This is a genomic window from Streptomyces sp. NPDC060035 (genome assembly GCF_042736635.1).
Taxonomy (GTDB): Bacteria; Actinomycetota; Actinomycetes; order Streptomycetales; family Streptomycetaceae; genus Streptomyces.
Map to the genome: position 1 here is coordinate 126712 of NZ_JBHWVO010000009.1, position 19480 is coordinate 146191.

Consider the following 19480-nt stretch of genomic DNA (forward strand, 5'->3'; position numbering starts at 1 on the left):
CACACGCTCCAGGATTGAGCTCTGACATCCCGCTCCGACGTCATGGCCGCGCCACCATGGTGCACGCACGGCCGCCCCGGGCACGGCAGCCAAGCCGGCTTCCGGAGCCGACCGCTCAGCCTCGCAGGTCGGACAGGTCCACATCACTGAGATCGAGGTCATTCGCCGCGAGGTTCTCCTCCAGGTGATCGAGAGAACCGGTGCCCGGAATCGCCAGCACCGACGGCGAGGTCGCCAGCAGCGAGGCGATCTGCACCTGCGCAGTGGTCGCGCCCAGGCGTGCTGCGACCTTGCCGAGCCGTTCGGTGTCGAGTGGGCTGCCGCCACCGCCGAGCGGGAAGTACGGCACGTACGCGATACCCGCTTCCTCGCATTCCACGAGCAGCCCCATGTCATCGGTGTGCTGGTTCTGCACCGCCGTGACGGGCGCGATCGCCCGGGCCTCGGCGAACTGGGCGGCGTCGACATTGCTGACGCCCAGGTGCCGGATCAGCCCCTCCGCGCGGAGCTCGGCCAGCACGGCGAACCGCTCGGCGATCGACTCGCCGCCCGGCCCGGTGATGCCGCCCACGCGCAGATAGACCAGGTCGAGCCGGTCCAGCCCGAGGGAGCGCACATCCGCTTCGACCAGGCCGCGCAGCTGAGCGGGCACCGCCTGCCCGCTCGGCACGCCGTTCGGTCCGGGCAGTGGCCCGACCTTGGTCGCGATCACCAGGTCGTCACGGTAGGGGGTCAACGCCGTACGGATCAGCTCGTTGGCCCGCACGGCTCCCCTGCCGTAGAAGCCGGCCGTGTCGATGTGGTTCACGCCCAGTTCCACGGCTCGCAGGAGCACCGCGATGCCGCTCTCCGGGGCACGCGACGGGCCGTCGAAGGTGCCCATCGCCAGGCGCATTGCGCCGAATCCGAGCCGGTTGATGGTCAGGTCCCCGCCGAGGGAGAACGTTTTGATGGTCATGAATTCATGGTGTCCGCCGTCACGATGCCCGGCGAGCTCGTGGCAGCTTGCTGCCAGACTGGCGGGGTGCGGAATGAACAGGTGTTCTCAGTCCGAGGGGACGTGGAGCTGATCGCGCGTGCGGGCCATCTCTTCGAGTCCGCCTGCACCGAGTTCCTGTGCGCCGCCCGGGACCTCAGGACCTGGTCGCAACCGGAGGCCAGGGCAGCGATCCAGAACCGGATGCGTGCGACGGATTCCCCGGGCTTCACCTCTCGCAAGCTGCTCAGCCCGGTAGCGCTCGCCGAGGAGGAGAGCCGCGCGCACCTGCGGCTGGTGCAGAGCAAGGGGGCTCTCGTTCGGATCAGCAGCTCGCCGCTGCCGCACGAGACCATCCTCATCGACCGGCGGGTGATGATCCTCGCCGGCCGGGAGACCCCCGCCGGCCGTGAGTACACCGTGACGACGTCGCAGATCCTGGTCGACGGCGTCCATTCGCTGTTTCGGGCGATCTGGGACGCCTCCGTCGATCTCGGCACCTATCTGCGCAGCGACATCCCCCACCTCGATGCCGACGGCCGTGTGATCCTCCAGGCCCTCGGCTCGGGACTCACCGACGCATCTGCGGCCAAACGGCTCGGCGTCTCGCTACGCACCTACCGACGGCGGGTGGCCGAGCTGATGGTCAAGATCGAGGCCGACTCCCGCTTCCAGGCCGGGCTGCGCGCGGGCGAGCTGGGGCTGCCCCTCCCACCGCAGTGAGCGCACACCTTCAGCGGTCGTCGCGCCTGGGCGCCATGGGCCGGTGGCCGACCACCACGTCACCCTCCGAAGTCCCCCCGGACGGCGGTGAACAGCCCCTGTGCCGGGGGCCGAACGTGAGACCTGCTCCTGGGGCGCGGACCGGTCCGGTGGGTGGCTTCCGAGCGGCAGTCGCGGTCTTCGGGAGAGGCCTGTGGCCGAGCTCTGGCCAGGATGGCCCGGGAGGATCGACGACCCGGTACGCTGTAGGCGCTCCGCTGCAGGTAGGCGGGGCGAGGGTGGGTTGCCCGAGCGGCCTAAGGGAACGGTCTTGAAAACCGTCGTCGCAGCGATGTGACCGTGGGTTCAAATCCCACACCCACCGCAGATGAACGGCCCCTGACCGGGTGAATCGGTCGGGGGCCGCTCTTCTTGGCGTTGTCCGCCAGCCAGTGGTTCCCCATCAGTTCCCTGTGCATCGGGCACGGCAGGGGACGGTCGAGCTGATGAGGCCGGCGTCCCGCATCGCACCCCGGGCCCCGCCCACTCCCGTGCTTACGGGTGAAGGGCTTTGGAGGACCTACGGCGGAGTCGGGTCTGCGTCCTGCTGATGTGCCGTCGTGTCCCGCCGGCGTCGGGTTTCCCGGGCGTCGCCGTATGCCGGGCTCAACGCCCCTAGGTCCTCGAGTTGTTGGGTAGGTGTGGCCGGCCGCGGGCATGCGCTCCGTGCGGGGGCTACTGGGGCGCGCGCTCCGGGCCCTCGCCCTGCGGTGGCGTGGTCGGGGCGTGGAGTCAGGGGTGTTCGGGGCGTTCCGTGGTCAGCCGGGCCGCTGAGGCGATCGCCGCGCGGGCCTCCTTCTCGGAGAGGCCGGTGCGGACTGCGGCGTCGGTCAGGGCCTCCGCGAGTGCGTCGCCGAAGCCGTGTTCGTAAGCACGGCACGCTGCCCAGAAGAGGCGCGTGTTGCGCTGGCCCTCGTGGGCGGCGAGCACGAACTGGACGAGGCCCTGGCCCTGGCGGGTGCGGGAAGGGCGGCCGGTGGGGTGGTGGGGGCGTGCCGGAGGCGTGAGCAGGCGCAGGAGGGCGCGCGGGCACGGGGCGGGTGCGAGGTGCGCCGTGCCGGGGGCGAGCCGGTACCTGCCGTGAGTGGTGACCGATCCGGGGCCGACCAGATAGCCGCCGCTTCCGCGGACGTCGATGCCGGGGGCGAGGCGGCTCGCGGAGTTGGGTACGGAGATGCCGGACGGCCCCGTCAGCCAGAGATGGCGGCCACCGCTGGGGGTCAGCACCGTGACAGTGGCCGGGATGGTGAACAGGTGCTGGAGGGCGATCTGCTGGAGCGCGGCCACGGAGTCGTTGCCGTGCGCGCCGTCGATGTCGAGGTCGATGCCGATGAGGCGGTGGGGAGGCCGTCCGCAGGCGATCCCGTATCCGGTGGCCCGCGGTGCGGCGGCGAAGAGTGCCCGCACGGCGGCCGGGTCGGTGGTGGCGTCGTGGACGCCGTGACCGGGCAGTCCGCAGGCACCCCGGCAGTGGACGGGAGGGTCCTCGTCGCGATGCGGGGAGCGCAGTGCGGGGAGCTTGGTGGCGGACAGGGGGAAGACGGGGAGCCCGCGTTCGGCGGCGGAGAGCGCGTGCGCCAGGGCCAGGGTGGCGGTCTGCCGGTCGGTGATGGCCATAGGACCATGTTCGTACAGATGTTCGAAGAAAGAAAGGGGGGTAGAGGGGTGGCGAGGGGGCGGAACGCTTCTTCCCGTGTGGGGCACGGGGTGAGGATGTGTGCCGGCTTGGGGGTGTGCGAGAGGTTTACCCGGTGTTCCTCATGCTTGCGGGGGAATCGGGAATCATGCGTGGTTCACCAGGGATTCGGTGGGCAACTTTCGTCTCGCGACGTCGTGACCAGCACCGAGGCGGTCGGCCAACTGCTTCGGAACCAGCCCTACCGAGCAGTACTTTCGGTTCATTGGAGGAATTGACATGGCAAGCACCCGCACCGCTCGTACCCTCGCCGCCGTTGCCGCCCTGCCTCTCGCTGCCGCACTGTTCGGCGGTGTCGCGGTCGCCGACAACGGCTCGTTCGCGAACGACGGGTCGAACGCGGCGGTGGCGACGATCGGGTCCGCCGGCGTCGGAGGGAACAACTCCGGCAATTCGTCCACTTCGCAGCAGCAGGCCGTTGGCTCCGGCGCATCGAACCACAGCAATTCGGCCCAGGTGAGCGGATCGGCCTTCACGGCGATCGACCAGTCCACGGACATCGTCGCGGTCTACTTCGCGCCGCTCTGGTGAGCGCCCGGCCGGGGGCCGGAAGCCCGGCCGGCTGAGCGGCGGTCGGCGGGGCGGCACTCCGGTGTGGCCCCGTCGACCGCTGCTCGAACCGTTCGGGCGGTACGCCGATGCGCCCCTTCCCCGGGGTGAGGACCCTGAGGACGGCCCATGGTCCCTCCACCTTCAGGAGGTGGAGTCCGCCCCACCCCTACAACCTGAGGCGGACGTCGCTTCGGGACCTGGGGCCGATCCCCTCGACGGTGCCCGCTCCTAGCGTGGAGCTATGACCACGTCAGTCTGCACCAGCGCCTCCAGGGCAGTCGCTGCTTCTGCCGGACACCCTCGCTACACGTCGTTCTCGTCGTACGTACGGGCACGGGGCCCCGTGCTGCTGCGTACCGCCCGCTCCCTCACCGCGAACCCGAGCGATGCCGAGGACCTGCTGCAGACCGCTCTCACCAAGACGTATGTCGCCTGGGAGCGGATCGAGGACCACCGGGCACTCGACGGATACGTCCGCCGGGCCCTGGTGAACACCCGCACCTCGCAATGGCGCAAGCGCAAGGTCGACGAGTTCGCCTGCGAAGAGCTGCCCGAGAAGGAAGCCGCTCCCGCGCCCGACCCCGCCGAGCGGCAGGCGCTGCACGACGCGATGTGGCATGCCGTGATGAAGCTCCCGGACCGCCAGCGGGCCATGGTCGTCCTCCGGTACTACGAGGATCTCAGCGAAGTCCAGACGGCCGATGTCCTCGGGGTGTCCATCGGTACGGTCAAGAGCGCCGTGTCACGGGCGCTCGGGAAGCTCCGCGAGGATCCGGAGCTCAACCCGGTCCGATGAGGTCCGGTCCGATGAGGCCGGGTCCGATGAGGCCGGGTCCGATGAGGCCGGGCGGTTGCCCGCGACGGCCCGATTTTGCCGACCGACACCGATTCGTACTCCCGGAAGTAGTGACATACCAAGCGGTATGTGAGCAGAATCAGCGCAACCTTACTGCCGCGTAGCGCCCACCGGGAGGACGCCGTGCTGAGCACCATGCAGGACGTACCGCTGACTGTGACCCGCATCCTGAAGCATGGGATGACCATCCATGGGAAGTCACAGGTCACGACCTGGACCGGCGAACCAGAGCCGCAGCGGCGCAGTTTCGCCGAGATCGGCAGGCGCGCCACGCAACTGGCCCACGCCCTGCACGACGAGCTCGGCATCGACGGCGATCAGCGGGTCGCCACCCTTATGTGGAACAACTCGGAGCACGTAGAGGCATACCTGGCGATTCCCTCCATGGGCGCCGTGCTGCACACGCTCAACCTCAGGTTGCCGGCCGAGCAACTGGTGTGGATCGTCAACCACGCGGACGACAAGGTCGTTCTCGTCAACGGTTCGCTGCTGCCGCTTCTCGTACCGCTGCTCCCCCGTCTGCCGTCCATCGAGCACGTGGTCGTCGCAGGGCCGGGCGACCGCTCCGGACTCGAGGGCGTCGCGCCACGGGTCCACGAGTACGAGGACCTGATCGCCGGCCGCCCCACCGTCTACGACTGGCCCGAGCTGGACGAACGCCAGGCCGCCGCCATGTGCTACACCTCCGGGACCACCGGGGACCCCAAGGGCGTCGTCTACTCCCACCGGTCCGTCTACCTGCACTCCATGCAGGTCAACATGTCCGAGTCGATGGGCCTGACGGACAAGGACACGACCCTGGTGGTCGTCCCGCAGTTCCATGTGAACGCCTGGGGGCTGCCGCACGCGACGTTCATGACCGGCGTCAACATGCTCATGCCCGACCGCTTCCTCCAGCCGGCCCCACTCGCCGACATGATCGAGCAGGAGAGGCCGACGCACGCGGCTGCCGTTCCCACCATCTGGCAGGGCCTGCTCGCCGAGGTCACCGCCAAACCGCGCGACCTCACGTCCATGGCCCGCGTCACCATCGGCGGCGCCGCCTGTCCGCCCTCCCTGATGGAGGCCTACGACAAGCTGGGTGTCCGCCTCTGCCACGCCTGGGGAATGACGGAGACCTCGCCGCTCGGCACCATGGCCAACCCGCCCGCCGGGCTGACCGCCGAGGAGGAGTGGCCGTACCGCGTCACCCAGGGCCGTTTCCCGGCCGGAGTCGAGGGGCGCCTGGTCGGACCGGGCGGCGAGCACCTGCCCTGGGACGGAGAGTCCGCGGGTGAGCTGGAAGTCCGGGGCCCCTGGATCGCCGGCGCGTACTACGGCGGTGCGGACGGTGACGACCTGCGCCCCGAGGACAAGTTCAGCGAGGACGGCTGGCTGAAGACCGGCGACGTCGGTGTGATCAGCGACGACGGCTTCCTCACGCTCACCGACCGGGCCAAGGACGTCATCAAGTCCGGCGGGGAGTGGATCTCCAGCGTCGACCTGGAGAACGCGATCATGGCGCACCCCGATGTGGCCGAGGCCGCGGTCGTCGCCGTCCCCGACGAGAAGTGGGGTGAGCGCCCACTTGCGACCGTCGTCCTGAAGGAGGGTGCCACGGCCGACTACGCGGCGCTCAGGACCTTCCTCGCCCAGTCGGTCGCCAAGTGGCAGCTGCCGGAGCGCTGGTCGATCATTCCGGCAGTGCCGAAGACGAGCGTGGGCAAGTTCGACAAGAAGGTGATCCGCAAGCAGTACGCGGACGGCGAGCTGGACGTCACCCAGCTCTGAGCCGAGGTCCGGGCCCGGCTCCGAGCCGGGCCGTCCGACGCGAGGGCGGTACGGGTCTTCCCGTACCGCCCTCGTCGTATGCGTCCGGAGCCCGGCGTCGGCCTCCGGTGTGGCCGACCGTCAGTTGGTCCCTATCTTCGCCAGCAGATCCACGATGCGGGACTGCACCTCATCGCTCGTGGAGCGTTCGGCCAGGAAGAGAACCGTCTCGCCCGAACCGAGCCGTGGCAGGTCCGCCTCGTCCATGCCGGCCGAGGTGTAGACGACCAGCGGCGTGCGGTTCAGCTGGCCGTTCGCGCGCAGCCAGTCGATGATCCCGGCGCGCCGGCGGCGTACCTGCATCAGGTCCATCACCACCAGGTTCGGCCGCATCCGCGTGGCGAGCTCGACCGCCTCGCTGTCACCCGACGCCCGTGCGACCTGCATGCCCCGGCGCTCCAGCGTCTCCGTGAGCGCCAGTGCGATCTCCTCGTGCTCCTCGATCACCAGCACCCGCGGCGGATGCTGGTCACTGTCGCGCGGGGCGAGAGCCTTGAGGAGTACGGCGGGGTCGGCACCGTACGCGGCCTCCCTGGTCGCCTGCCCCAGACCGGCCGTCACCAGCACCGGAACCTCTGCGGCCACGGCCGCCTGGCGCAGCGACTGCAGAGCGGTACGTGTGATCGGACCGGTCAGCGGGTCGACGAACAGCGCGGCCGGGAACGCCGCGATCTGGGCGTCCACCTCCTCGCGGGAGTGCACGATCACCGGACGGTAGCCGCGGTCGCTGAGAGCCTGCTGGGTGGAGATGTCCGGGGCGGGCCAGACGAGCAGCCGCCGCGGGTTGTCCAGCGGCTCCGGGGGCAGCTCGTTGTCGACGTGGAGCGGCTGCGGCCGGTTGGCCACCTCGACTGCCCCGCCGGGTCCGTCCAGCGGCTCCGGTCCTTCGGCGCCCTCGTCGGGAGCACCTATGGCGTACGCGCGCCCCTCGGCCGCCGGAGCGGACAGCAGCTGACCCGAGCCGGAGCCCTGAGTGGTGCCCTGTGCCGCGCTGCCGGGCCGAGCGGGGGCGACAGGTGACGGGACGGGCTGCGGCGGTGCGGGTTGAACCGGGCGCTCGGCCTCAGGAGGGGCGGTGAGTTTACGACGGCGCCCGGCACCGCCGAGCGTCTGGTTCTGCTGGTGCGCGAGGTGCTGCGCGAACGGCACACCCTGGCCCAGCGTCCGCACGCTGAACGCGCGGCCCTGCGTCGAGTCCGATGATGCGGACGCAGGCGTCGGCGCCTCGGCGGGCAGCGGCTGGCGTCGTGCGTCCGGTACGGGGACATGCGCGTCTGCGGGGCCGTGCGTGTCCGGTGCGGGGGCATCCGCGTCTGCGACTGCCGGACGCGGCGCCGGTACGGACGGGGCTGCAACCCCGGGCCCGGGCGGAATCCCGGCCCCGGGCGGAGCAGCGATGGTGCCCGTGGTGTGTGTGGTGCTGCCGGGACCCACCCAGGACTCGTCGGAGGCCTGAGCAGGGATGCCAGCGGCGTCGTCGTGCACATTCAGCGCGGTACGGCCCTGCCCCGAGGTGCCGGACTGCGCCCAGTCGGGCTGCGGGGGGACGGCGGGCAGAGGCTGCCCGGGGACGGACCGGTCCGCCCGGCCCGGCTGCTCCGCTACGTCGGCGGAGCGCGCCCTGCGGCGACCCGACGGCGCGGGATGCGCCTGCGGCGGCGTGTGGTCCGCGTCCGGCGTCGTCCGTACGGCGTCGTGGCGCTCCGGCAACGGGCCGGAGGTGGCGGACGGTTCGGCTGCCCCGCCCGGCACGACGGGCGGGACCCGGTCCGCGTCGGCGGGAGGCAGCGCGAACGCGGTACGCGGCTGCGCGGCCTCGGCCGGAGCGGAGTGCTCCGGCGCCGCCGAAAGGGCCCGTCGGGCCCGTCGCCCACCGGTCTGCTGCCCCTGCTGCCCCTGCTGCCCCTGCGGTGTCTGCTGTGTCTGCTGCGCCTGCTGTGCCTGCTGTGCCTGCTGAGGTCCGGCGTCGGACGACGCGAGGGCCGGAAGAGCGCGCTGGTTCCCGCCGCCCGGACGCGGCGTCCGGCCCTGGGCCTCCTGCGGCACACCCTGCGGGGGCACGGTCTGTCCGCGCTGCGGCCGACCGCCCCCGCCCTGCGCACCCTCGGCCGCCGTCACCACGGAACCCTCGGAGGGAGCCGAGGAAGCACCCGAGGCAGGGGAGGATGCCGGGAGAGCCAGCGCCGCCCGGGGCCGGTCCGCCTGAGCTGCCGCTGCCGCCTCCGCCGGGCTGGGCCGTCCGCGCCTGCGCCCGGAGCCCCCGCTCTGCTGAGGTGCGATCGTTTCCTTTTCCTGCTGCTCCTGCTGCTCCTGCGGCGAAGCCGGTTCACGACGTGCCCTGCGCCGCCCCGTCGGCTCGCCCGCCACGGTGTCCCCGGCCTCGGCCGTCCCGTCCACGGGGCTTTCCAGGAAGGCGTCCGTCGAAGCCCTCCTCGCCCTGCGCCTGCTGCTCCCTGTACCGTCGGCCGCAGGCTGGGGGGCAGCAGGCAGGGTCTCCTCGGGCACCGGCACCGGCGGGGGCGGAAGCGTCCCGGAGCCCGCGCCGAGCGGCACCTCCAGGACGTATGCACTACCGCTCATTCCGGGCATCTCGTGCGTCTGGAGCACACCGCCGTGGGCCCGTACGATCCCGCGCACGATCGGCACGTGCACCGGGTCTCCTCCGGCGAACGGCCCGCGCACCTCGATCCGTACGACGTCACCGCGCTGCGCGGCGGCCACGACCACCGTCGAGTCGACGTAGCCGCCACCCGGAACCAGCCGGGCCTTTCCGGTCGAGTCGACACCCGCCACGTCCGCGACGAGGTGGGCGAGCGCCGTGATCAGCCGGCCCGGGTCGACCTCGGCCTCGATCGGCGGCGCGTGCACCGCGAACTGCGCGCGGCCGGGGCCGATCAGCTCGACCGCACCGTCGATACCGGCCGTCACCACCGAGTCGAGCAGCACCGTCTGCTTGACGAGCGCTTCCGCGCCGCCGTCCAGTCGCTGGTAGCTCAGTACGTTGTCGACGAGCGTCGTCATCCGGGCGTAGCCCGCGGCGAGGTGGTGCAGGATCTGGTTGGCCTCGGGCCAGAGCTGGCCCGCCGGGTCCGCGGCGAGCATCGACAGTTCGCCGCGCAGCTCCTCCAGCGGACCACGCAGGGATTCGCCGAGCACCGCGGTCAGCTGGGTGTGCCGCTCGCCCAGCTCGGCGAGCTGATCGGCCTGCTCCTCCAGCTCGGAGGCGTAGCGCTCGGTCCGGTCGGCCAGCTCGGCCGCGTGGCGCTCGGTCAGGCCGGCGACCTGGGCGCGGTTGCTCTCGGTGAGCTCGGCGACCTCGGCGGCGTGCCGTTCGGTCAGCCCGGTGACCTCGTCCGTGTGCTGTTCCGTCAGCTCCTCGTAGGGCCTGCGGTCGGTGAAGGTCATCACCGCACCGACCAGCTGGTCCCCGTCGCGTACGGGTGCGGTCGTGAGGTCGACCGGCACCTGTGCGCCGCTCTTGGACCAGAGGACCTGGCCGCGCACGCGGTGCTTGCGACCGGACTTGAGCGTGTCGGCGAGCGGTGAGTCCTCGTACGGGAAGGGGTCGCCCTCCGCGCGCGAGTGCAGGATCAGCGGGTGGAGTTCCTTGCCACCGAGGTCGCTGGCGCGGAAGCCGAGGATCTGGGCGGCGGCGGGGTTGACGAGGACGACCCGGCCGTCCGTGTCCGTACCGACGACGCCCTCGGAGGCGGCCCGCAGGATCATCTCGGTCTGGCGCTGCGAACGGGCCAGCTCGGCCTCGGTGTCGACGGTGCCCGAAAGATCCCGTACGACGAGCATGAGCAGCTCGTCGCCGGTGAAGTTGGAGTGGATGTCGTTGTATCCGGCCTGGCCGCTGTCGAGGCTCGCGCTGGTGACCTCGGCCGGGTACTCGGTGCCGTCGGTCCGGCGCGCGGTCATCCGCGTCGGCTTGGTCCTGCCCTGCTCGTCCGCAGACTCCGGCCTGCGCATCGACCCCGGGATCAGCCTGGAGTCGAACTCCGGAAGCAGATCGAGCAGTCCGCGCCCCACGAGCGCGGTGCCCGGGGTCTCGAACATTTCGAGGGCGATGGTGTTGGCGTTGACGACCGTGCCGTTGCAGTTGACGAGCAGGAGCCCGTCCGGGAGGGCGTCGAGTATGGCTGCGAGGCGAGCAGCGCCTCGGGATGGCCTGCTGCTCACGAGACGCTTCCTCCCTGAATACCGCACCTTGCCGACAGCGGGCCCCATCCTGCCCCTCGGGCCTCAGGCTGTCACGAAAGGAGTCTAAAGGCACCGAGGGCACATGGGGCGGCGGATGAGGGGGAGCTCTCACCAAGGTTCTGTGTACACGGTGTACGCCGGTGGTCCATGACGTGGCTGCGGGCGCCCCCTGTGACGTGCGACGACGCACGCGCCACCCCCGGCAGGAGGCCCCGCACACGCCCCGCAGAGCCTGTCCGGGCCCGGCTTCTGCCGGGCCGGGACAGACACCCGGGAAGCGGGCCCGAGGCAGTTCCGCGGCTACCTGGCGGACGGGAGCACCGGCATGAGGTTGTTCCAGCGCGAGATCTCGCAGCCGTTGGCCTGGCTGAACTGCGCGTCGACGGGCTTCCCCTGCCAGGTCCCCCGGACCTGGGCGGCGGCGGGCCCGCCTGACTGCTGCGTACACATGGCGTTCCGGTCCGTCGGCACGAAGGGGTCGTCGCCCGACCTCGCAGCCTCTGCGAGCAGGTCACAGGCTCGCTGAGCGGTGGGGTGGGTACCGCCCGCCGGATCGCACTCCAGCTCGAACGTTCCGTCGGCCGTCGGATTGCCCGACCCCGAGACCGTCACCGTGAGCCGGGTCTCCGTGTCCGGCACGCCCGCCCAGCCCCCCTGGAGCACGGGAAGCGGAGGCAGCGGAAGGAGAGGGGTGACGGCCGTCGCGGCGGGAGCGGCGGCGGACAGTGCGGCGAAGGATGCGATGGCGGTGAGCGTGAGGCGGCGCAGCATGCGGGGCTCCTGTTGTTCTGGCGCACCCGGGGGCGCGCCGGGCTGCTCCGGTGCGCGCCGGGTGGGTGCGTGCCGGGCAGGGGGCGGTGGCGGACAGAGGGCGGAGCCCTCGCCTTCTCTAACGCTCCGTGAGTCCGTACGTTGCGCAACTCGTGGGGGGCCGATCGGGACACCACGCTGCAGGGCGCTTTGCCTCGCCGCCCGCCTGCCTAGTACGGTGGGCGGCGGTTGGTGACAGCGCGCTCGTCTGTGTCATCATCTGCACGCACCGTTTGCGCTTGCGCGAAGTGTGCTGGAGGCGTCGCCTAGTCCGGTCTATGGCGCCGCACTGCTAATGCGGTTTGGGTCTTAAAGCCCATCGAGGGTTCAAATCCCTCCGCCTCCGCAAGATCCCGAAGCCCCGCACCCCTGGTGCGGGGCTTCGGTCGTCTGTCGGCCCCGGGGGTGTCCGGCGGGTGTGCCGCAGACCTGCTCCAGGACGGTGTTTTCGCAGGTCAGAAGCGGTATGGCTAATGGATTTCGCGTGACGGCGCAGGTCATGTAATGTTGTTCCCGCAACGCCGACCAGGCAGAAAAGCCCGGGACGCCAAGCACTCGTAGCTTAACGGATAGAGCATCTGACTACGGATCAGAAGGTTGCAGGTTCGAATCCTGCCGAGTGCACACAGCTCAAAGGCCCCCTGGACATCATCCAGGGGGCCTTTGACGTCAGCGGGTGACATCACCGCGTCCGGAAACGGTACTCAGGCGTCGGAGCCCGGTCCCGCCCAGGCCCTGTCCGGGCGATCATGTTTCGGGAGACTGGACCGGCTGTCCATCGCTGGTCATCCGAGGCCTTCTCCTCCGGTTCGCCGGCAACGCCCGCCGTTGGCCGACTCGGGACGGCCGGGGACAGCGAAGGGCTTTGCCGGCATGGGGTCGGCCACTCGGGCGAATGCCCAGGGCAGTCGTGACGGACAACGCCCGTGATCGTTGATCAGGGCATGAACAAGACCAATCGCGTACTCGCCGCTGTCGCTCTCGCCGGGGCGGCTCTCGCTCTGTCCGGAGCCCCCCGAGCTGTGGCCGACACCCCGGGACCGGTCCTCGCCAACAACCTGGGTGTCGCCGATGTCCCCCTCACTGACAAAAATATTGCGACGTCGACTCTTGGCCGGCTGTTTGACGGACCGGCGGTTGGGAGCCTGCGAGGCGGTTCAGGAGCGGCACCGGCTGTGACCGGCTGACGGCACCTGGGAGTGGCTGCTCCAGACGGTCCAGGGCGCGGTGGATGCAGCCGGGGCACATGATCGACCGGACGGGCTCTGCTCCGCCGATCCGGTCTCGGAGTCGTCGGATCCCAGCGCGTCGTCCGTGCCGTCCGCAGTGGCCCGCAGCGTCGCACCCCTCACGTGCGCGCAGGTGTCCGGCGTCGTCGTGAGGGTGCCGTGGCCGAGTGTCTCCGTGATCGTGCGCGCGTCGACTCCGCGCGCCAGTAGCAGAGATGCACCGGTGTGGCGCAGGTCGTGCACCCGTACCGCCGCCCTTCCGGACGGCGAGCTGCTACTGGTCACGCCGCCCGTCGCGTGGTTGCCGCTCACCGATGAGGTGGTCCAGTTCCAGCCGCTCGTAGCACTCATCGCACCGATAGGTGCCGTCGCCCAGGCAGTACACGTCTTTGACGGGGTGTAAGCGTTCACATTCCGCGCACGAGCCTTCCAGAGGTGACGTCATATGTGTGACGGTCGGCGCACGGCCGAAGCGTCAGACAGGTTGCCAATGGGGTCGCACGGGCGCGTTCCGTCAGCTCATCGACAGTCCAGGCCCAGAGGTACCGTCGAACCTCCTGCGCGACAGGCCCCACTGTGACCCGGCTGCCTTCCCCGCACGGGCCGACGCCAGGCCGTGACCCCGTGCCCGGTGCGTGCCCGGCAGGACGGGAAGCACCGGGAAGCCGGGGGAACAGAAGGCAGTCGACCACCGAGGTGCAGGTCAGTACAGTGACTCGTCGTCGCGTCGGGACCTCGGGGATCACTGGGAGTCCACACCACTCGCGCCGTACAGCGCCGGTCTCGTTAGGGGCGATCATGAATAATCCGCTGAGAGACGGCGGCTTGCTGGACAAGGCAATGCCCTACGTAGGTGTGATCACCTCGGTCTATCTCTTGGTTCAGGGACTGCGGCTGTACAGCTCGGGAAGCTCCGTGTTGTGGGCGCTGGGCGCCGGAGCCATGTTGTTGATCGCGAGCTTCGACGTATACCGACAGCTGAGGAAGCGCCGGGACAGCACGAGCGCGCGGTACAGCAGTGAAGTACCGCAACCACGTCAACCGTCCTCGTCCAGCGATGTCCCTCAGGGACCGTGAAGCGGCCGGTAGCGCCGTCGCTGACCGCGTGCACAGCAGACCAGAGGCCCGTGGAGTACTCCACGGGCCTCTGGCTTGTGCGTTGACGGCGGTGTGTGACGGGCCGGGGAACAAAGCGAGTGGAGACCAGGCGGCCAGGGTGAGTGCCCGGTTCGACGCGGCGAGCCGGAATCCGCGGTGCCCCTTCGCGAGTGCCTGGGGTCCCGTGGCCGGAGCGGCCGGCCGATGCGACTTCACCCGCCTGTTCGGGCCGGACCCCGAGTTGCCGTCCACGGCACGCCGGAGCCCGACCGGGTCAGGCAGACGTCCTGACGGCCGAACCCGCCCCGGTTCGCTCCTGCACGACGCGGCGGCGCCGGGTCGGCATCCCGAGCGTCGGGTTGGCGACGCCCCAGGCCGCGCCTTTGCAGACCAGCTCCTTGTAGACGGCGGCAAGTCGTCCGGTCAGGGCCGCCCGGACGGCGCGGTCGTCGGCGGTGACGTACTGGATCAAGCCTTCCTTGCGGCCGAGCGAGATGCACTGGTTGAAGTAGCGGAGCGGCGCGTTCGGGAGCTTCCCGCCCGTCAGGCGTGCCGCGATGGCGTCGGCGGCCTGCCATGCGGTGGGGGTGCCCGAGGCGCACGACATCCGCAGCGGCTTGTCGCCGGGGCCCATCACCATGGCCGCGTCGCCGATGGCGTACACGTCCGGGTGCGAGACCGAGCGCATGGTCCCGTCGACCACGATCTGGCCTGTGCCGGTGACCTCCAGAGCGGTGGCCTTCGCGATCGGGTGGACCACGAAACCGGTGGTCCACACGGTGACCGCGGCCGGGACGGACGTGCCGTCGGCGGTGGCGATGCGGTCGGCCTCCACGCCGGCGACGGCGGTGTGCTCGTGCACCGTGATGCCGAGCCTGTCGAAGACCTTCCGCAGGTGCCGGCGGCCTCTGGGCGAGAGCCAGTCACCGAGCCGGCCGCGGGCGGCGAGGGCGACGTCGAGGTCCGGACGGGCCTCGGCGATCTCGGTCGCGGCCTCCAGGCCGGTGAGGCCGCCGCCGACGACGACCACGGGCTGTCCGGCGTCCAGGCCGGCCAGTCGCTCGCGCAACCGGAGGGCTCCGGGACGGCCGGCGATCTCGTGGGCGTGCTCGGCGGTGCCGGGGACGCCTTGGGTGGTCCAGCCGCTGCCGAGGGCGTACACGAGGCTGTCGTACGTCAGCTCCTCGGCGCCGTCCGCATCGATGACGGCGACGGTCCCGCGGTCGACGTCGACGCCGGTCACCTTCGCGAGCTTCAGTTCGACGCCGGTGCCCGCGAACATCTCGCTGAAGGGCCGGGGCTCGAGGTCCTGGCCGACCGCCAGCTGGTGCATCCGGACGCGCTCGACGAAGTCGGACTCGGCGTTGACGAGGGTGATGGCGACGTCCTCGCGATGCAGCCGCTTGGCGAGGCGCCCGGCGGCGATGGCTCCGGTATATCCGGCTCCGATGACGATGATGCGGTGCTGCATTTCCTGGCTCCTGTCTCGCGCGGGTTCGCCCCTTGAACCGGGCAGCCCGCCGTTTCCTGACAGGACCACGAGGTGAAGCACGTCACAGCACGGTCAGAAGGCGTTGAGCAGGGGTTCCCCGTGGTCGGTGGCCGCCCACCGCTGGGTCGCACGTTCGAGCTTGTCGGGGTTGACCTGATTGCGGAACGCGGCGATGCCCTCGGCGGTGACCTCCAGGCACATGACGCCGATGACCCGGCCGTCGAAGACCGCCACGATGGCGGGGGCGCCGTTGGCGGTCGTGGCGTACATCCCGGGTGACCCGCCGACGATGGCGCGCTTTGCCTTGCCGGGTTTGAACAGGCCCCGCATGAACTTGGCGACCGCGAGGGCGCCCTCGAACGCCTTGGCGCGGGCCGGGACCTTCCCGCCGCCGTCGCCGATCGAGACGGAGTCCTCGGTGAGCAGCCGCACGAGCGGCTCGGTCCGGCCGCTGGTGGCGGCCGCGAGAAACTCCTCGACGATCCGCCGGGCGGTGGCCTCGTCGATCTCGGTGCGGGCCTTGCCTTCCGTGACGTGCTTCTTGGCGCGGTGGAAGATCTGCTGGCAGGCAGCCTCGGTGAGGTCGAGGATCTCGGCGATCTCCCGGTGCGGGTAGCCGAAGGCCTCCCGCAACACGTACACCGCCCGCTCGTTGGGGGAGAGGCGCTCCATGAGGGCGAGGACCGCGTACGAGACCGATTCGCGCTGCTCGGCGGTGTCGGCGGGGCCGAGCATCGGGTCCCCGGCGAGCAGCGGCTCGGGCAGCCATTGGCCCACATAGGTCTCGCGCCGGGCGCGGGCCGAGGTGAGCTGGTTGAGGCACAGGTTGGTGAGGACCTTCGTCAGCCAGGCCTCGGGGACCTCGATGCGGTCGATGTCGGCGGCCTGCCAGCGCAGGAACGTGTCCTGCACGGCGTCCTCGGCATCGCTCGCGGAGCCGAGGAGACGGTAGGCGATGGCCTCCAGGCGGGGCATGGAGGCCTCGAACCGGTCCATGTCGTTCATGGTCAGAGCCATGGCCCGGATCCTAGCTCTCGCGGCGCGCGACGGCCCTTGGGCCGCGGGGCCCATTCGCGGGTGGCGGCGACTGCCGAGTAGCGGCAACTGCGGTACACAAGGCTGATGTTCGACCCCGTCGGCGACCGACCGGGAGGAGGTGGGTTTCCGAGATGATCCAGGACCTGCCCGCCGCCATGCCGACGCCGCGGCCGACGTACCTGTCCCACCGCCCCCGGTCCGATGAGCCGGCTGCCCGCCCCGGGCCGTCGACGACAATGAGTCCGGCGGCCTTCCTGGCGTACGCCGCGGAGGCGACCGCCTTCGGTGTGCGACCCGACCCGCCGGGCCGTTGAGCTGACGATGAGCGGGGAGTGGACGGCATGGGCTGGCAGTGCACCGGGCTGAGCTGGCCCGACGACGGGCCTGTGCTCGGGTGGCGCCGCAGTGACGGGACCGGCCGGGGCCGGGCGAGTGTTCTGGCGTACGGGAAGGAGCTCGGCTTCCGGGCCGAGGGCGAGCGGCACTGTGCCGGGGCGCGCGGCAACCCGTGTCCCCTCGTGGCCGTGGTGCCCGCGCGGAGTACGGGGGCGCGGTGTCCGGAGTGTGCGCGGCTGGACCGGGCGCACTCGGTGGCGGCCGACACGATCGCCGACGACCCGCGGACGTATCGCGTGTATCTCGCCTGGTTCGGGCCGGGGATGGTCAAGGTCGGGATCACCGCGGAGGCCCGGGGTGCGGCGCGCCTGCGGGAGCAGGGGGCCGTGGTGTTCAGCTGGCTGGGGCGAGGGCCGCTGATGGCCGCGCGGCGGACCGAGGAGCTGCTGCGCTCGGTGCTCGGGGTGCCCGACCGGATCCCGTACGCACGCAAGCGTGCCGTGCGGGGCGAACTGCCGACGGTGGCGGAGCGGGTCGCCGAGGTCGAGGGGCTGTACGGGCGTGCCGCCGCGCTGGGGGGGAGCGGGTGGCCCGAGGCGCTGGAGCGGCTGCCGTTCGAGGCCGTCGACCACGCCGGGGTGTTCGGGCTCGACGGGGTGGGGGCGGCGGCCCGGGTGGTGACCGGGCTGGTGGACGGCGGCGTGGTGGCCGGGCGGCTGGTGGCGGCGGCCGGGCCCGATCTGCATCTGGCGACCGCGGCGGACGGCGTGGTCGTGCTGGACACCCGGCTGATCACCGGCTGGGTACTGGTGGGCGCCGACGCGCGGGCGGGGGTGAGCGTGCCGGTCGTCGCCGCGGGGGTCGGTGGGGTGCAGGACGGGCTGTTCTGAGATCGTCGCGAGCTACGGACGAGGAAGGTGGGGCGGATGAGCAGCGGTGACAGTGACCGTGATGATGTCGTGGGGTTCTGGGAGCGGCTCGGACTGCCCGGGATCATCGACGTCCATACGCACTTCATGCCGGAGCAGGTGCTCCGCAAGGTGTGGGCCTATTTCGACTCGGCCGGCCCGCTGACCGGTCTCGCGTGGCCGATCACCTACCGGCACGACGAGGAGGAGCGGCTCGCGCTGCTGCGCTCGTTCGGGGTGCTGCGGTTCACCTCGATGCTCTACCCGCACAAGGCCGGGATGGCGGCCTGGCTGAACGACTGGGCGGCCGGCTTCGCGGGGAGGGCGCCGGACTGTCTGCACACGGCGACCTTCTTCCCGGAGGAGGGCGTGGAGGGCTATGTGCGCAAGGCGGTCGAGTCGGGGGCCCGGGTCTTCAAGTCGCACATCCAGGTCGGCGCGTACGACCCGAACGATCCGCTGCTGGAGCCCGTCTGGGGGCTGTTGGCGGAGGCCGGGATCCCCGTGGTGATGCACTGCGGGTCCGGACCGGCACCCGGTGCGTACACGGGGCCCGAGCCGGTCGGACGGCTGCTGTCCCGCCATCCGCGGCTGCGGCTGGTGGTGGCGCACATGGGGATGCCGGAGTACGCGGAGTTCCTGGCGCTGGCGGCGGCGTACCCCGAGGTGCGGCTCGATACGACGATGGCGTTCACGGACTTCACCGAGGAACTCACGCCGTTCCCCGGCGCGGACCTCGGACGGCTCGCGGATCTGGGGGACCGGATCCTGCTGGGCACGGACTTCCCGAACATTCCGTATCCGTACGTCCATCAACTGCACGCACTGGAGCGGCTGGGGCTCGGCGATGCGTGGCTGCGGGCCGTCTGCCACGGGAACGCGAGCGCCTTGTTCGCCTGAGAAGAGGCATTCTCAGGGAATTCACAGGTAGCGGAAAGGCCCCTCTCACGGCCGTCTCACAGGCTTGAGCCATGACGACGACCTCGCCCCAGGGGCGTACCGAACTGCTCAGGCCGGACCGCAATCCCGTCCGGGTACTGGTCGTGGACGACGAGGCTCCGCTCGCCGAGCTGCTCTCCATGGCCCTGCGGTACGAGGGGTGGGACGTGCGCAGCGCCGGGGACGGCGCGGGCGCTGTCCGTACGGCCCGTGACTTCCGCCCCGACGCCGTGGTTCTCGATGTGATGCTGCCCGACATGGACGGGCTCGCCGTGCTCAGCCGGCTGCGGCGGGACCACTCCGACGTACCGGTGCTGTTCCTGACCGCGCGGGACTCGGTGGAGGACCGGATCGCCGGGCTCACGGCGGGCGGCGACGACTACGTCACCAAGCCGTTCAGCCTGGAGGAGGTCGTGGCCCGGCTGCGCGGGCTGATCCGCCGCTCGGGCACGGCCACCGCGGCCCGCAGCGAGTCGACGCTCGTCGTCGGGGATCTGGTGCTGGACGAGGACAGCCACGAGGTGAGCCGGGGCGAGGACTCGATCCATCTCACGGCCACCGAGTTCGAGCTGCTGCGCTTCCTGATGCGTAATCCGCGCCGGGTGCTGAGCAAGGCGCAGATCCTGGACCGGGTGTGGAACTACGACTTCGGCGGCCAGGCGAACGTCGTCGAGCTGTACATCTCGTATCTGCGCAAGAAGATCGACGCGGGGCGTACCCCGATGATCCACACCCGGCGCGGGGCGGGATACCTGATCAAGCCCGGTGAGTAGCCC

Annotated in this window: 14 protein-coding genes and 3 tRNA genes; 10 read left to right on the forward strand and 7 right to left on the reverse strand. The window is 71.0% G+C overall.

Features of this window, described 5'->3' with window-relative positions; genetic code table 11:
• Window positions 1–115: 115 nt before the first annotated feature.
• The gene (locus tag ACFWBQ_RS16745; RefSeq protein WP_385488857.1) at window positions 116–958 is read right to left on the reverse strand and encodes an aldo/keto reductase; all 843 of its coding nucleotides are present in this window, start codon (window positions 956–958) and stop codon (window positions 116–118) included.
• Between the two features lie 66 nt (window positions 959–1024).
• On the opposite strand from ACFWBQ_RS16745, the gene ACFWBQ_RS16750 reads away from it, so the two are divergent.
• Both ACFWBQ_RS16750 and ACFWBQ_RS16755 read left to right on the forward strand, forming a co-directional pair.
• Entirely contained in the window at window positions 1025–1699 is a 675-nt protein-coding gene (locus tag ACFWBQ_RS16750) for a DNA-binding response regulator (protein ID WP_385488859.1), read from the forward strand.
• Between the two features lie 277 nt (window positions 1700–1976).
• Window positions 1977–2063, forward strand: a tRNA-Ser gene (locus ACFWBQ_RS16755).
• Between the two features lie 407 nt (window positions 2064–2470).
• On the opposite strand, the gene ACFWBQ_RS16760 is transcribed toward ACFWBQ_RS16755, so the two are convergent.
• Window positions 2471–3355 carry a bifunctional DNA primase/polymerase gene (locus tag ACFWBQ_RS16760; RefSeq protein WP_385488861.1) on the reverse strand — a complete coding sequence of 295 codons (885 nt, stop codon included), beginning with the start codon at window positions 3353–3355 and terminating at the stop codon, window positions 2471–2473.
• Window positions 3356–3653: 298 nt separating this feature from the next.
• On the opposite strand from ACFWBQ_RS16760, the gene ACFWBQ_RS16765 reads away from it, so the two are divergent.
• The 3 genes from ACFWBQ_RS16765 (at window position 3654) to ACFWBQ_RS16775 (ending at window position 6612) form a co-directional block, all read left to right on the forward strand.
• A complete protein-coding gene (locus tag ACFWBQ_RS16765) occupies window positions 3654–3965 on the forward strand; it encodes a hypothetical protein (RefSeq protein ID WP_385488863.1) in 312 nt (103 codons plus the stop codon).
• A gap of 262 nt (window positions 3966–4227) precedes the next feature.
• On the forward strand, window positions 4228–4782 hold the full coding sequence (locus ACFWBQ_RS16770; protein WP_385488865.1) for a SigE family RNA polymerase sigma factor: 555 nt from the start codon (window positions 4228–4230) through the stop codon (window positions 4780–4782).
• Window positions 4783–4965: 183 nt separating this feature from the next.
• Window positions 4966–6612, forward strand: coding sequence for a long-chain fatty acid--CoA ligase (locus tag ACFWBQ_RS16775; RefSeq protein ID WP_385488868.1), 1647 nt, complete (start codon window positions 4966–4968; stop codon window positions 6610–6612).
• 120 nt (window positions 6613–6732) lie between these two features.
• Here ACFWBQ_RS16775 and ACFWBQ_RS16780 read toward each other — a convergent pair whose 3' ends face one another.
• Both ACFWBQ_RS16780 and ACFWBQ_RS16785 read right to left on the reverse strand, forming a co-directional pair.
• Window positions 6733–10833, reverse strand: coding sequence for a PAS domain-containing protein (locus tag ACFWBQ_RS16780; protein WP_385488871.1), 4101 nt, complete (start codon window positions 10831–10833; stop codon window positions 6733–6735).
• 321 nt (window positions 10834–11154) lie between these two features.
• Window positions 11155–11625, reverse strand: coding sequence for an SSI family serine proteinase inhibitor (locus ACFWBQ_RS16785; protein ID WP_385488874.1), 471 nt, complete (start codon window positions 11623–11625; stop codon window positions 11155–11157).
• Between the two features lie 294 nt (window positions 11626–11919).
• On the opposite strand from ACFWBQ_RS16785, the gene ACFWBQ_RS16790 reads away from it, so the two are divergent.
• Together ACFWBQ_RS16790 and ACFWBQ_RS16795 are read left to right on the forward strand one after the other, a co-directional pair.
• A tRNA-Ser gene (locus ACFWBQ_RS16790) sits at window positions 11920–12010 on the forward strand.
• Window positions 12011–12215: 205 nt separating this feature from the next.
• A tRNA-Arg gene (locus tag ACFWBQ_RS16795) sits at window positions 12216–12288 on the forward strand.
• A 533-nt stretch (window positions 12289–12821) separates the two neighbouring features.
• On the opposite strand, the gene ACFWBQ_RS16800 is transcribed toward ACFWBQ_RS16795, so the two are convergent.
• The 3 genes from ACFWBQ_RS16800 to ACFWBQ_RS16810 all read right to left on the reverse strand — a co-directional run bounded on the left by ACFWBQ_RS16800 (window position 12822) and on the right by ACFWBQ_RS16810 (window position 16500).
• Window positions 12822–13244, reverse strand: coding sequence for a tyrosine-type recombinase/integrase (locus tag ACFWBQ_RS16800; RefSeq protein WP_385488877.1), 423 nt, complete (start codon window positions 13242–13244; stop codon window positions 12822–12824).
• Window positions 13245–14265: 1021 nt separating this feature from the next.
• The gene (locus ACFWBQ_RS16805; protein ID WP_385488880.1) at window positions 14266–15462 is read right to left on the reverse strand and encodes an NAD(P)/FAD-dependent oxidoreductase; all 1197 of its coding nucleotides are present in this window, start codon (window positions 15460–15462) and stop codon (window positions 14266–14268) included.
• Window positions 15463–15555: 93 nt separating this feature from the next.
• A complete protein-coding gene (locus tag ACFWBQ_RS16810; protein WP_385488883.1) occupies window positions 15556–16500 on the reverse strand; it encodes an RNA polymerase sigma-70 factor in 945 nt (314 codons plus the stop codon).
• Between the two features lie 362 nt (window positions 16501–16862).
• Between ACFWBQ_RS16810 and ACFWBQ_RS16815 the strand changes: the two genes are divergently transcribed.
• From ACFWBQ_RS16815 to ACFWBQ_RS16825, 3 genes are all read left to right on the forward strand, one after another.
• Window positions 16863–17747 (forward strand): DUF2797 domain-containing protein, encoded by an 885-nt coding sequence (locus ACFWBQ_RS16815; protein ID WP_385488885.1) that lies wholly within the window; start codon window positions 16863–16865, stop codon window positions 17745–17747.
• Between the two features lie 36 nt (window positions 17748–17783).
• Complete coding sequence (locus ACFWBQ_RS16820; RefSeq protein ID WP_385488888.1) at window positions 17784–18665, forward strand: amidohydrolase family protein; 882 nt, start codon at window positions 17784–17786, stop codon at window positions 18663–18665.
• 71 nt (window positions 18666–18736) lie between these two features.
• Window positions 18737–19477: a response regulator transcription factor gene (locus tag ACFWBQ_RS16825; RefSeq protein ID WP_385488891.1), complete on the forward strand. Its 741-nt coding sequence runs from the start codon at window positions 18737–18739 to the stop codon at window positions 19475–19477.
• The last annotated feature ends 3 nt before the right edge of the window (window positions 19478–19480 follow it).

Bases quoted from the DNA above. Each gene is read 5' to 3' on its own strand.
- ACFWBQ_RS16815 (WP_385488885.1), top strand. From the start codon at position 16,863: ATGGGCTGGCAGTGCACCGGGCTGAGCTGGCCCGACGACGGGCCTGTG.
- ACFWBQ_RS16820 (WP_385488888.1), top strand. From the start codon at position 17,784: ATGAGCAGCGGTGACAGTGACCGTGATGATGTCGTGGGGTTCTGGGAG.
- ACFWBQ_RS16745 (WP_385488857.1), bottom strand. From the start codon at position 958: ATGACCATCAAAACGTTCTCCCTCGGCGGGGACCTGACCATCAACCGG.
- ACFWBQ_RS16805 (WP_385488880.1), bottom strand. From the start codon at position 15,462: ATGCAGCACCGCATCATCGTCATCGGAGCCGGATATACCGGAGCCATC.
- ACFWBQ_RS16810 (WP_385488883.1), bottom strand. From the start codon at position 16,500: ATGGCTCTGACCATGAACGACATGGACCGGTTCGAGGCCTCCATGCCC.
- ACFWBQ_RS16760 (WP_385488861.1), bottom strand. From the start codon at position 3,355: ATGGCCATCACCGACCGGCAGACCGCCACCCTGGCCCTGGCGCACGCG.
- ACFWBQ_RS16765 (WP_385488863.1), top strand. From the start codon at position 3,654: ATGGCAAGCACCCGCACCGCTCGTACCCTCGCCGCCGTTGCCGCCCTG.
- ACFWBQ_RS16785 (WP_385488874.1), bottom strand. From the start codon at position 11,625: ATGCTGCGCCGCCTCACGCTCACCGCCATCGCATCCTTCGCCGCACTG.
- ACFWBQ_RS16800 (WP_385488877.1), bottom strand. From the start codon at position 13,244: ATGAGTGCTACGAGCGGCTGGAACTGGACCACCTCATCGGTGAGCGGC.
- ACFWBQ_RS16825 (WP_385488891.1), top strand. From the start codon at position 18,737: ATGACGACGACCTCGCCCCAGGGGCGTACCGAACTGCTCAGGCCGGAC.
- ACFWBQ_RS16770 (WP_385488865.1), top strand. From the start codon at position 4,228: ATGACCACGTCAGTCTGCACCAGCGCCTCCAGGGCAGTCGCTGCTTCT.